The following is a 12,627-nucleotide window of genomic DNA, read 5'->3' as shown; positions in this document are numbered from 1 at the left end:
GACTCGCTTATATCTCCTATGCATTTCGTAATTCGTAATTCGTAATTCTTACAGGAACATTCCTCCCGAAGCCTCAATCCGCTGCGCATTGATCCACCGGGCTTCCTCTGTGCACAGGAATGCTACAATTCCGCCAATATCGTCGGGCACGCCGGTTCTGCCCAGGGCAGTGTTAGCATTGATATGAGCGATGGCCTGCGGCGCATGTTCAAATACGGCTTTGGTGAAATCAGTTTCTATAATTCCCGGGGCTACCACATTAGCGGTAATGCCTCTGTGGCCGATCTCTTTGGCGAGGTAGCGGGTAAATACCTCGATAGCGCCTTTCATGGAAGCATACGCCGCATAACCAGGTGTTACAAAACGGGCCAGACCCGTAGAAAGATTGATGATACGGCCATTGTCGCGTATAAATGGCAATGCCTGCTGGGTCAGGAAATATACTCCTTTGAGGTGCACATGGTAGAGCTCATCGAAATCTTCTTCTGTCGTATCAGGGATTTTCGAGCCCCTGTCGATACCAGCGTTGTTGATCAGGAAGTCGATACGGCCATCGCCGGTAGCGCTTTTCAGGTGGCTGGCCACTGTTTCCCAGAAGGCTTTAAAGCTGCGTGTATCGGCGGTATCGAGCTGAAACGCCGCTGCCTGACGGCCCAGGGCTTTTATTTCAGCCACTACTTCTTCTGCTGTTTGCCTGTTGCCTTTATAGGTGATGACTACATCGTTACCGCTTTTGGCCAGCTGCAATGCCATATTCCTGCCTAAACCACGACTACCACCGGTTACCAGGGCTATTTTGTTCTGTGATGTCATATGCTTGTTGTTTTTTTGATGACACAAAGATCCGGTTACCTGGTGGATTGATTATGGTGATAGTTTAAGTATTTAATGGTGAGTGTTTAAGTATTTAATAATCGGGGAACTGTCGAAACCGTATTTTTGGGTATATGCAGCATCAGGAGGTGATACTTGATTTTAAGGAGCAACGGGCAGGACGATTTCTCATTCCCGCTTTCCGGTTACATGCCGGAGAAATAGTTGTGATAAAGATCCCCGGTGGCCCGTTCTTTCGGGAAACGGTACAGAGGTTTGTGAAAACGCTGGTACCCGGGGCTGGGTTTGCGTTTATAGATTCTCTTCCTCAGCGACGCTTTCTACCTTCCACTGTTCAGCAATTTGTCCGGAAAAATGCCGGCCCGCGAAGTGCACTGATAACGGAATTATACGCCATCCCGGAAATAAATGAAAACAGTATTCTTCAACACCTGTCGTCATGCGACCAGAAGATTGTTTCATTATACACTCATCTGTCATCCACCAATAAAATCCTGTTCGATTTTGCAGGAATTTCACCTTATAAAGAAAATCTCGTTTTCACTACTATTCAACGCCATGTGCAACCCGATGGCGGAGCCTTACTATTTGATCATTGCGATGAGTTCCGGGACCAGTGCAACAGCTTCATCGAAGCTATCCTTCCAGCCGGCTAAGTTGAGTAACCTATCCCTCCAACATCCCCCCAACAAACAAACTATACTCATCCTTCATCGGCAATTCCATATTGCTATACAACTGTTTCCTCTTTACCATCACCTGTGCCTGCACTTTTACATCAAATGCTTCCTTAGTTACTTCGGTCCAGTAAACCCCTGTTCCCCTCTTCTGCCACAACGGCAAATCATTGAAGTTGATGCCGAATCCATATAGTAACTCATTCTTCTCCGCTGTACTCAGTTTCTCAATCCGGCCTGTAGCCGCTTCCCTCGAAAGGCCCTCCTGGCGCAACCGCCAGTAGCAGTGTGCATTCAGTGAATTCCGGTACGCATCTTCATTGCGCCAGCGGAAATAATCCACGACCAACGCTTTGTTCGGCAATAAACTCAGGCGGCAATCAAATACTGCCATGCTACCCAGCAATAACGAAAACTTTGCACTGGCTTCTCCCGCTAATATCGACGTATACTTCCGGTGCTTCCGGGCAAAAGCAGTTTCGTTATAATCAAATAACAATGATATCTCATCGCTTTGGGTAAATCCATATATTACTTTGAAGCCACAGTTCATCAGGTGCCGGGTAGTTTCAATCATATAATCCCGGAAACGCTCGTCGAAAGGAGCTTCAAAAGAATGTAATTCCTTGGTAAGACGCGTAAATCCCCTCCCATCTATCCGGGCCACGATATACATGCCCGGTACTACCGATTCATCATGCGCCGTTTCGTATACGCGCATTTTACTATCAAGGTCATCAAACTTCATGATTCCATGCTTTTATTATAAACTGATCAGCCAATAATTCCACTATATATAATTCGTCAAATCCCTCTTCCATTACAGGTGGCTCCAGCCGTTTCCAGGTGCTGCGGATCCCAATCTCCGGAATGCAGGCCTTCCCCCCGCGCAAGTTATTACGCTGCACGGCAGCGGCTAGGTCCGACTGAAAAAAGTATCCCTTAATCTTGTACTTGTGCTGTTTTGCAATACGGATATATTTTTCCCGCTCAGCCCGGGTAGGATTGGTGTTATCTACAACAAACGGCTGATGAACAGCTACACAAACATCTATCAACTTACCTTCTTTATTGCGGGTATTCAGCTGGTCCAGTGAAATACGCAGGTGCGTATCAAAAAAGTATTGCTTATAAAATGAGGTCTTACCACTGCCTTGTATGCCACAGAAAATAATTGCTTCCATATTTTATCCGGACGGAATATGCAGGCAATGTATGGAAAAAAATCAACGCCCGCTAATCCTGTACACACAACGCCACTGCCCCGAAAACATATGCTCCGGCCGCTCTACCTTCACCGCTTCTCCCAGCAGATTCCTGAACATCTCCAGCTCCGAACGGCAAAACGACGGCCATTGTCCCGCTACGGCGTAAATCGGACAATGGTGTTGTATCAGCAGGTATTTGCCGGGGCCTCCGTCCTTTCTGCTTCCATGATATTTTTACTCATAATAAACAAAGTGTTTATTATGTTTATTAATCAAAGATACTATCTTTGTTTTATAAAATATTATCATCAGCCGGGGAAGCTTATGGGCAAGCGGTATCATGAACACCTGCAGCTGTATGCATTCTTCCTGTTATTCTCAGAGAGATATCAGCTGGCCGGGCCCGCCGGCTGATACGACACCCAAATCCAACTTATATACTAACTGCAGTCGGATCTGTTGCACAGGGATGCAATGGAACAGCTGTGCGCTTACTAAAACAATAAAACTGATAATTATGAAAATTGCAATCATCATTGGCAGCATACGCCTGGGCCGACAGTCGCACCGGGTAGCACATTACCTGGAACAACAGCTTACTGACAGCCGCCAGGAAACCGATCTGATAGATCTGGCTGAAACCCCGCTCCCATTGTTGGAAGAACGCGTGGGCCTTCACCCCGAACTGCCACAAACCGCCCTGGATCTGAGCCGGCGTCTGTATGCAGCCGATGCGGTGATACTGGTAACGCCGGAATACCATGGCAGCTTCTCCGGCGTTCTGAAAAATGCGCTGGACTATTTCTATGCGGAATTCTCCCGTAAAGCAATTGGAGTAGCCGCTGTCAGCGCCGGCAAAATGGGAGGAATCAACGCCTCCAACCATCTTCAGCATGTCATCCTCAGCATGGGCGCATTTCCACTGCCTTCCAAACTGCTGGTACCTGAAATTTACGGCGCCTTCAATGAACGCCACGACCTCGTAAATGAACAAACCAGCAAAAATGCCAGGAAATTCCTGGATGATTTTTTATGGCTGGCCGGTGCTATTGCCGACAGGAAAAAAGCGGCCACGGTCAATGCCTGATTCAAAAATCCGGGGCCGCCATCCCCGGATTTTTTTTATTGCCGTCCTTCCCAAAAATTATAAATTGATGTATTTATATACAATATTTGCGGCGTACATTCGTCTTCTCCCCCGAAAACCCTGCATTAAACATAGCTGATCTGATGAAACAAGAAGGAAGCAAAAAAAAGGAAGCCGGCATCTTCAGTCTGCTGCAACCATATATGGGTATGGTATTGCTGCTGATCCTGTTTACGCTGCTTAGTAACGGTCTTAACCTGTGGTTGCCCAAAATTATCGGAAAAGGAATTGATGATTTCGGACGCGGCACTTTTCAACTCAATGCCCTGTTGATCAAATTTCTTGTGGCCATAGCGGTAATCCTGCTGTTTACTTATCTCCAGAATATCATCCAGACCTACGTCTCGGAACAGGTGGCCCGCAACCTCCGGACGAAGATCTCTGATAAGATTTCCGGCCAGAGTTATGCCTGGGTGGAACAAGCCAATCCATCGCGATTACTTACCAACCTGATCGCCGATGTAGATTCCATCAAACTGTTCGTATCGCAGGCAATTGTGTCGCTGGTATCATCTCTGTTCATTATTATAGGAGCCAGCGTACTGCTGATCACTATCAACTGGAAACTGGCGCTGGCCGTAATAGCCACGCTTCCTATCATGGGAATTACTTTTTACCTGGTATTGAAAAAAGTAAGGTCGTTGTTTATCCAGAGCCGGGAAATAATGGACTGGCTCAATAAAGTGATCAATGAAAGCATTCTTGGTGCTGCGTTGATCAGGGTGGTAAACTCGCAACAGCCGGAATACAATAAATTCCTTGATGCCAACGGCAAGGCCATGGGCTTCGGACTAAGCATTGTGAAATTGTTTGCAGGACTGATTCCTGTGATCACCTTTTCTGCCAGCATCGCTTCACTGGTCATTCTTACACTCGGCGGCCATTTTGTTATCTCGGGCAGTATGACATTGGGCGATTTTGCAGCCTTCAGCAGTTATCTTACGCTTCTCATCTTCCCGATACTCGTTATTGGCTTTATGAGCAATATCATTGCCCAGGCCTCCGCCTCCTATCAGCGTATCAGCGCTGTGGTAAACATGCCCGACATCATGCCCGGCGGATCAGTAACCGCTTCCCTGAAAGGCGATATCGAATTCAGAGACATCAATGTCAGCTACGGTCAGAAGCCGGTGCTGAAAGACATTTCCTTCCGGGTGAAAGCAGGATCCAAAGTGGCCGTGATTGGCCCCACGGCGGCAGGTAAAACCCAGCTGCTGTACCTGCTCACAGGACTGATTAAACCTACTGCCGGTAATGTTTTGGTAGATGGACATGCTGTCGGTGATTACAACCCGGAATCGTTCCACAGCCAGGTTGGCTTCGTGTTCCAGGACAGCATCATTTTTAATATGAGCATACGGGAGAATATCGCCTTCAATGAAACCGTTACCAATAAGGATATGGAGAAGGCCCTCACAGTCGCCGCGTTAAAGGATTTCACCGATACACTCCCGGATGGACTGGAAACAGTAGTATCGGAAAGAGGGGCTAGTCTTTCCGGTGGACAAAAACAACGCATCATGCTTGCCAGGGCCCTGGCTATCAATCCTAAGCTGCTCCTGCTCGACGATTTCACCGCCCGCGTGGATACCAATACAGAGAAAAAGATCCTGGAAAATGTACATGCCATGTACCCGGGAATCACTTTGCTATCCGTCACACAAAAAATTGCATCTGTGGCACATTACGATCAGATCATTCTGCTCATGCAGGGAGAGATCATTGCCATAGGCACACATCAGGAGCTGATGCAATCCAGTCCTGAATACATCCAGATTTTTAACTCCCAGCAAAGTACCAGCAATTATGAATTACAATCTTAACAAGTATACGGAAAAGGATCACAGAACGTCGAACTACGTTGCGTTCCGGAACCTGCTGCAGCTGATCTCCGGAGAAAAGAAAAACCTGGTGGTGGCCCTGTCTGCCATCATCATCAACTCCACACTCAATCTGCTGGGGCCTTTCCTGACGGGCTATGCGATCGACCACTATGTGCAAAATAAACAATACCACGGCCTGTTGGTATTCTCCGGCATTCTGCTTTGCATGTATCTTGTTGCATTGTTCACCAGCTACAACCAAACGAAGCTGATGGGAGGCGTAGGACAACGTACCCTGTATACCTTACGTAATGTGATTTTTAGCAAGATACAACAGCTGCCCGTTGCCTTCTTTAACCAGAACAAGGCCGGTGACCTCATCTCACGCGTGAACAACGACACCGATAAACTCAATCAGTTTTTCTCCCAATCACTGATGCAATTCGTCGGCAATATCATGACGATGATCGGCGCCGGGATTTTCTTACTGGTGATCAACTACAAAGTAGGTATCGCCGCCCTGGCGCCGGCCCTGCTGATACTGATCTTCACACGTGTGCTTTCTCCCTGGGTAAAACGGAAAAATGCGGCTAATATGAAATCAGTAGGCGGCCTGAGCGCAGAAATACAGGAGAGCCTGAATAATTTCAAAGTGATCATCGCCTTCAACCGCCGCGATTATTTCAGGAAACGTTTTAATGAAGCCAATAACAACAACTACAAAACAGCCATCGGCGCTGGTTTAGCCAATAACATATTCCTTCCGTTTTATGCCATGTGTGCCAGCATTGCGCAACTGCTGGTATTAACAGGCGGTATTTACCTCATTGCCCAACATGAGTTTAGCATAGGGTTGCTCGTAAGTTACCTGGCTTATGCCACTTACTTCTACAATCCGCTGCGGCAGCTGGCTACCCTCTGGGCCAACTTCCAGGTAGCAATGGCTGGCTGGGACCGTATTTCCGAGATACTGGCCCTGGAAACCAATCTGCTTACTGTTCCGGCAGCAGCCAGTGCTCCCGCTGCCCCCTCACTGCTGGAATTCAGGAACGTGCATTTCGGCTATCCGGAAGGGAAGGAAATACTGCATAATATTAACCTTACACTGGAAGAAGGAAAAACATATGCCCTCGTAGGCCCCACCGGTGGCGGAAAAACCACTACTGCCTCGCTGATTGCCCGCCTCTACGATCCTACCAGCGGCACCGTATTGCTAAATGGAAAGGATATACGCAGCTATGATCCATCAGCACGTACACAGCAAATCGGTTTCATCCTGCAGGAACCTTTCCTGTTCACCGGTACCGTAAAGGAAAATATCCTCTATGGCAATCCTCAATATGAAAACTACTCTAACGAACAGCTGATAGAAGTAATAGAGGAAGCCAATCTGGGCAAGCTCCTGGCCCTATTCGATGAAGGCCTGGAAACCAAAGTAACTTCCGGTGGCGATAGTATCAGCCTCGGGCAAAAACAACTCATCGCTTTCATGCGCGCCGTACTGCGTAAACCCGATCTCCTGATCCTCGATGAAGCCACGGCCAACATCGATACCGTAACGGAACAGCTGCTGAGTGAGATACTCGGGAAGCTGCCATCATCCACTACCCGCGTGATCATCGCACACCGGTTGAATACCATTGAAAATGCGGATGAGATCTTCTTTGTGAATTCCGGGGAAGTGACCAGGGCAGGATCATTCCGGAACGCCATGGAGAAACTGATGCATGGAATCAGGATGAGCTAAGAGCATCTTTTGTACTCTACACTAAAGAAGATACCTTTGCTGCAAGGGTTAATTTGTTCGTTATGCCACGTATTCCGATTTTCCAGGTAGATGCTTTCACGGATGAACTATTCAGGGGAAACCCGGCAGCAGTATGCCTGCTCGAAGCCTGGCTCCCAACGGCTGTAATGCAGCAAATCGCTGCTGAAAACTTTCTGCCGGAAACAGCTTTTTTCATTCCTGCTGGCAAACCCGGACATTACGAACTGCGCTGGTTCACACCGGAAATTGAAATGGACCTCTGCGGACATGCCACCCTCGCCACGGCACATGTGTTGTTCAGCCATATGGGATGGGACATGCGCCAGATCGTTTTTCAGACCCAAAGCGGCATACTCACTGTAACGCGGCACAACGATATGCTGATGCTCGACTTCCCGTCGCGCCCCGCTACTGCCGCCTCATTACCACCGGAGATCCTCCGCGGAATGGGCGCTTATCCGATGGAAGTGCTCAAAGCCCGGGATTATGTACTGGTGTATCATGATGAAGACATCGTTCGCAACCTCCGGCCGGATCAGGCTATTCTCAACCAGATCAACCTCGATCCCGGCGGAATCATCGCCACCGCAAAAGGTCGTACAGTAGATTTTGTATCCCGCTTCTTTACGCCACAGGCCAGCATCTTTGAAGATCCTGTTACCGGTTCCGCTCATTGCTCCCTGATTCCTTTCTGGAGCCGGCAATTAGAGAAAAAGCAACTCACGGCACTACAGGTATCGCCAAGAGCGGGAAAGTTGTATTGTGAAGATATGGGCGACAGAGTGCTCATTGGTGGCTCCTGCCGGACTTTCCTCGAAGGGAATATTTTAATACCTTAATATCATGACAGCCCCATGTAAACTATTGCTTTGCCTGCTTTGCAGCCTTGCCCCTGGGCTTCTTTCCAATGCCCAATCCCTGCCCGGGATAGATGACAGCGTACACGCTTTTATGCAACATTATCATGTTCCCGGCATCGCTGTTGTTGTTACCCGCAACGGCGAAATCGTATATGCCAAAGGGTATGGCTATGCAGATACCTCGCTCAAAACAGCCATTACTCCGAATAGTCTTTTCCGCCTCGCCAGTGTTTCCAAACCAATAACAGCCACGGCTATACTAAAACTCGTGGAAGAAAAGAAACTCACCCTCAACGACCGGGTATTTGGCCCCGGCTCCATACTGGGTACCCAATATGGCCATCCTCCCTATGCGACCGGCGTTCAATAGATCACCATCCGGGAGCTGTTGCAGCATACGAGCGGTGGCTGGACCAACAACTTCACCGATCCGATGTTTCATCACCCGGAAATGACTGCGGAAGAACTGATCTCGTGGACGCTGGACCACCAGGGCCTCACCAACCAGCCAGGCAAAGTATTCGCCTACTCTAATTTTGGATATTGCATCCTGGGCCGTGTGATCGAAAAACTGACTGGCATGCCTTATGACGCAGCAGTGAAAAAGCTCATTCTCACCCCGGCAGGCATCAGCTCCATGCAAATAGGCGGCAATACCCGGGAGCAACGCAAACCCGGTGAAGTCATCTACTATGGCCAGAATAGCGAGGATCCGTATATGTACAACATCAGCCGCATGGATGCCCACGGCGGATGGATCGCCTCAGCCATCGATATGGCCCGTTTCCTCCTGCATGTAGACGGGTTTCCGAATCCTCCTGATGTATTGCGCGATAGTTCCATTACAGCTATGACCACCGGTTCTGCGGCCAATCCAGGATATGCGCTCGGCTGGGGTGTGAACGCCTATCAAAACTGGTGGCATGCAGGCTCCCTGCCAGGTACAGCCACAGAAATCATCCGGGCTAAAAAGGGATTTAATTGGGTAATACTATGTAATACCCGCACAAATGGCGCCTTCTTCAATGATCTTGACGGGCTGCTATGGAGTGCAGTGAATGATCCCAAAACACCCTGGCCACGCCGGGTGAAGCTATAACCTATATTTTCAGCTTCAGGTGTTTCTTTTCCATCCACCCTGCCAGCATAATCAGTAGTAATGCTATGGCAAAGGAGCGCAGTATACCGCCTATGCCCGTATTGAACCATGCCGGCAGGCTGATGCCGGCCAACATCATCAGGGAGTAGAAAAGGTAAGGCATCAGGTAGCAGGTGAGTGTAGCAGTGCCTCCCGACCGGATCAGGCGGTACCAGCGGGTTTTCCCGCAAACATCCACCACGTATATCAGCAGCTCAAATACCAATATGCTGATACCGCCGCAAATCAGCACCCATGCCGGCGTAGCGCCTATCTTGGAAATACCTCCCGTATAAGGTCTCACTATAAACCCCAACACAATGGCGATAACGCCTGCGATGGTCAGTACCGGCCATACCAGCCTTTGCTGCGCCAGCAAACGGCTGTAACAAACGGATATCACGGTTCCTCCCATAACCAGCACAATAGCGGAAGCATCCCCTATTACCGGCAGCTGCACGTGCCACCACCCGCCATGCGTACCGATATTGATCGCAAGGAATAAGAACGTGGCGCCCAGCAACCAGCCAAATTGCCCGCGAACCAGCAGGAACACCAGGGCACTCACCAGGTAAGCCCAGCCAATGATTCCCAGAATGCCGCCCCACGATTGCTCCATCCAGTGCGGGTGCCCCGGCTCTCCTCCTTTATACAACCAGGCCATGGCCACCAGTGCAGCAATCCCCACGCCGATCAGGCTGTAGCGAAGCTTGCGGGAAAGCGTATCCGGATAATCCAGCCATATCAGGAAAAAAGCTACTGTAATGACCAGCTCCCATACCGGGTATGGCAGCACGGCAGCGTCGTTGTAGCTCTCCAGGTTTACATGGAAAAACCCCATTACGATCAGCGCCAGGGATCTCAAAAAGATATGCGATGCAATGGAGAGAAAAGACTGCTGCTTTTTCAGCCGGTATCCGATGGCATGAGGCAGCGACAAGCCGACAATAAAAAGAAAAGACGGGAATACGGTGTCGGCGAAGCCCATACCATCGGTATCGGCGCTCACATGCCCAATCCAGGAAGGGATGTGGCTTACGCTGCTTACATCGTTCACAAAGATCATCAGCAGCATGGTTATTGCACGGAATGCGTCGATGGAGTATAGTCGTTGTGTTTTGTTGGTCATAAAGAGAGTTATCCTGTTCACACAAAGAGCATGTGTCGGGGATGTTCTCATCGTTTTTAAAGAAAATAAATTATATGTATTTTGCTGCACTCATTTATCTACACTATGGATCCTGCTACCGCCAGATATATTGCCGATCACTACGGATACCTGATGACTTTTAAAGAAACGGTAGCAATGCGGCATGCACTCTATTACGCGCAAAGCGAAACTGCTCCTCACCTGCGGGAGAAAATGTATGACCGGGGGTGGCTTACCAAAGATCCCGAAATATTATCGCTGTTGGCTCGGGGAGTAGATCAGTGCTACCTGAACATTGCATCAGGCATCCTCGAAAAACATCGGGAAGAAATTTTCATGAACACCTGCCCCCGCTGCAACGGGTTGGCAAGAACCATTTCAGCAAGGCAATGTCCTCATTGCTTCTACAGCTGGCACCATCAAACCGTAGCCGAGCTGGAGTTCAGGTATCCCTTTCCCGAACCTGGCACCCATTTCACTATTTCTGGCCGGTTAATCAGCGGAACAATTGCAACCGGGCACTATCTGGATCTGACCAGCATAGGCATTAACCAGCAACCCTGCATAATTTCCTTCACGCAGGAAGATGGTCATCATGAAGATTTAGTAACTATTCTTACAAACGGGCTAACTGAAACGCGTAAACAACTATTGGTGAAAGCGGGCACCCGCACCATTCACATGACTTCAGAAAAAAGGGTATAATTCATCTTGCCTGTACAGACAGGTTCTTTCCCTGATTCAGCAGGTAAACGCCTCCAATATAAGAAGCAGCCCCTACCACAGCAAACACCAGCACCATCCAAATAATTTTACGGCGATTTTCTTTACGCCTCAACTCCCGGTCTAATATCATCTGTTCCATTTCCAGCCAGCCTCTGCAGGGATCACCACTGGTGAAACGCCTTTCCAGCCGGCCTGTTCTCATCATTCGCTGATAGGCTGCCGCTACCAGCCTGGCATTGGGGATATTATCCATCAGCGCTATCAGTTCCCTCGTATCTTTATCCGGCCTGGGCCGCCGGGAAACTGCCATGGACGAGTATTTCTTCTGCAATAACCTGCCTGCAATCATCTTTAAATAAGAATTCATAATAATGCTTGCATGAAATGATTTGCTATTTGGTATTTATCTACGATAAGTGACCACGCTTAGTTTTAATGTGGAAAAGAAAAAACTGCCCCTGCTCATATCATTTACGTATGAAAAGTCTCTCAAAAATAAATACGGACACCTAACAATATAACTCCATAAAGCAGCACCATAGCCTATTAACAGCTACTATCTCCCCTGAACTCCCTGCTACAGAATTTCTTTAGGAATTATCCCTACTTTTAGCCCCATGAAAGTACTCATTATAGAAGATGAGCCCGTGCTCAGGGCCAGTATAGAGGAATACCTGGAAAAGCAGGGCTATATTGTGGAAGTGGCGGCGGATTTCCCGGCCGCCCGCGACAAGGTCAATGAATTTGACTACGACTGCATCATCGCCGATATAGGACTGCCCATGGGTAACGGATTGGACATAGTGAAGGAGCTGAAACTACAGGAATCCACCGCGGGCATTATCATTATTTCCGCTAAAGACTCTCTCGAAGATAAGCTCAAGGGCCTCGAACTGGGCGCCGATGACTACCTGACAAAGCCCTTCCATCTTTCGGAGCTGAATGCCCGCGTTAATGCGATTCTCCGCCGCAAGAATTTCGATGGCAATACCACCATCAGCTTTCATGAAATAACCGTTAAACCAATCTCCAAAACGGTACTGGTACATAACAAGTCTATCACCCTCACTGGTAAAGAATACCAGCTGCTGCTCTATTTCATCGCCAACCAGCACCGGGTGGTTACCAAGTCGGCCCTGGCCGGTCACCTTTGGGGCGACGAATACGACCAGGCAGGTTCCTATGATTTTATATACACCCATATCAAGAACCTGCGCAAGAAAATGCTGGAAGCCGGCGGCGAAGATTATATTAAAACTGTATATGGTACCGGATACCGGTTTGGTTAGCTAAAGC

Annotated in this window: 13 protein-coding genes and 1 pseudogene; 9 read left to right on the top strand and 5 right to left on the bottom strand. The window is 48.7% G+C overall.

Features of this window, described 5'->3' with window-relative positions:
* Positions 1–48 precede the first annotated feature (48 nt).
* Complete coding sequence (locus UNH61_RS06855) at positions 49–813, bottom strand: SDR family oxidoreductase (RefSeq protein WP_326991393.1); 765 nt, start codon at positions 811–813, stop codon at positions 49–51.
* Between the two features lie 134 nt (positions 814–947).
* On the opposite strand from UNH61_RS06855, the gene UNH61_RS06850 reads away from it, so the two are divergent.
* Complete coding sequence (locus UNH61_RS06850; RefSeq protein WP_326991392.1) at positions 948–1,490, top strand: hypothetical protein; 543 nt, start codon at positions 948–950, stop codon at positions 1,488–1,490.
* Positions 1,491–1,500: 10 nt separating this feature from the next.
* On the opposite strand, the gene UNH61_RS06845 is transcribed toward UNH61_RS06850, so the two are convergent.
* Entirely contained in the window at positions 1,501–2,259 is a 759-nt protein-coding gene (locus UNH61_RS06845) for a tRNA(His) guanylyltransferase Thg1 family protein (protein WP_326991391.1), read from the bottom strand.
* On the bottom strand, positions 2,249–2,695 hold the full coding sequence (locus tag UNH61_RS06840) for an AAA family ATPase (protein ID WP_326991390.1): 447 nt from the start codon (positions 2,693–2,695) through the stop codon (positions 2,249–2,251). The genes UNH61_RS06845 and UNH61_RS06840 overlap by 11 nt, the downstream gene beginning before the upstream one ends.
* Positions 2,696–2,726: 31 nt before the next feature.
* Here UNH61_RS06840 and UNH61_RS06835 point away from each other — a divergent pair, with 31 nt between their 5' ends.
* The 6 genes and pseudogenes from UNH61_RS06835 (at position 2,727) to UNH61_RS06810 (ending at position 9,416) form a co-directional block, all read left to right on the top strand.
* A complete protein-coding gene (locus tag UNH61_RS06835) occupies positions 2,727–2,885 on the top strand; it encodes a hypothetical protein (RefSeq protein ID WP_326991389.1) in 159 nt (52 codons plus the stop codon).
* 351 nt (positions 2,886–3,236) lie between these two features.
* Positions 3,237–3,806, top strand: coding sequence for an NAD(P)H-dependent oxidoreductase (locus tag UNH61_RS06830; RefSeq protein ID WP_326991388.1), 570 nt, complete (start codon positions 3,237–3,239; stop codon positions 3,804–3,806).
* A gap of 143 nt (positions 3,807–3,949) precedes the next feature.
* Positions 3,950–5,689 carry an ABC transporter ATP-binding protein gene (locus UNH61_RS06825; RefSeq protein WP_326991387.1) on the top strand — a complete coding sequence of 580 codons (1,740 nt, stop codon included), beginning with the start codon at positions 3,950–3,952 and terminating at the stop codon, positions 5,687–5,689.
* A complete protein-coding gene (locus tag UNH61_RS06820) occupies positions 5,673–7,436 on the top strand; it encodes an ABC transporter ATP-binding protein (RefSeq protein ID WP_326991386.1) in 1,764 nt (587 codons plus the stop codon). Before UNH61_RS06825 ends, UNH61_RS06820 begins: the two co-directional genes overlap by 17 nt.
* A gap of 62 nt (positions 7,437–7,498) precedes the next feature.
* Positions 7,499–8,296 carry a PhzF family phenazine biosynthesis protein gene (locus tag UNH61_RS06815; protein WP_326991385.1) on the top strand — a complete coding sequence of 266 codons (798 nt, stop codon included), beginning with the start codon at positions 7,499–7,501 and terminating at the stop codon, positions 8,294–8,296.
* 4 nt (positions 8,297–8,300) lie between these two features.
* Positions 8,301–9,416, top strand: a pseudogene (locus tag UNH61_RS06810) (serine hydrolase domain-containing protein).
* Between the two features lies 1 nt (position 9,417).
* On the opposite strand, the gene UNH61_RS06805 reads toward UNH61_RS06810, so the two are convergent.
* Positions 9,418–10,584, bottom strand: a complete 1,167-nt coding sequence (locus UNH61_RS06805; RefSeq protein ID WP_326991384.1) for a DUF5009 domain-containing protein — start codon at positions 10,582–10,584, stop codon at positions 9,418–9,420.
* A gap of 81 nt (positions 10,585–10,665) precedes the next feature.
* Here UNH61_RS06805 and UNH61_RS06800 point away from each other — a divergent pair, with 81 nt between their 5' ends.
* Positions 10,666–11,310, top strand: coding sequence for a hypothetical protein (locus tag UNH61_RS06800; RefSeq protein ID WP_326991383.1), 645 nt, complete (start codon positions 10,666–10,668; stop codon positions 11,308–11,310).
* Position 11,311: 1 nt separating this feature from the next.
* Here UNH61_RS06800 and UNH61_RS06795 read toward each other — a convergent pair whose 3' ends face one another.
* Positions 11,312–11,698, bottom strand: a complete 387-nt coding sequence (locus tag UNH61_RS06795; RefSeq protein WP_326991382.1) for a hypothetical protein — start codon at positions 11,696–11,698, stop codon at positions 11,312–11,314.
* Between the two features lie 250 nt (positions 11,699–11,948).
* Here UNH61_RS06795 and UNH61_RS06790 point away from each other — a divergent pair, with 250 nt between their 5' ends.
* Positions 11,949–12,620, top strand: coding sequence for a response regulator transcription factor (locus UNH61_RS06790; protein WP_326991381.1), 672 nt, complete (start codon positions 11,949–11,951; stop codon positions 12,618–12,620).
* The last annotated feature ends 7 nt before the right edge of the window (positions 12,621–12,627 follow it).

The organism is Chitinophaga sp. 180180018-3 (genome assembly GCF_037893185.1).
In the GTDB taxonomy this organism is placed as follows: Bacteria; Bacteroidota; Bacteroidia; order Chitinophagales; family Chitinophagaceae; genus Chitinophaga.
Note: the sequence above shows the minus strand (reverse complement) of the source record. Positions and strands in the feature narration are given on the sequence as shown.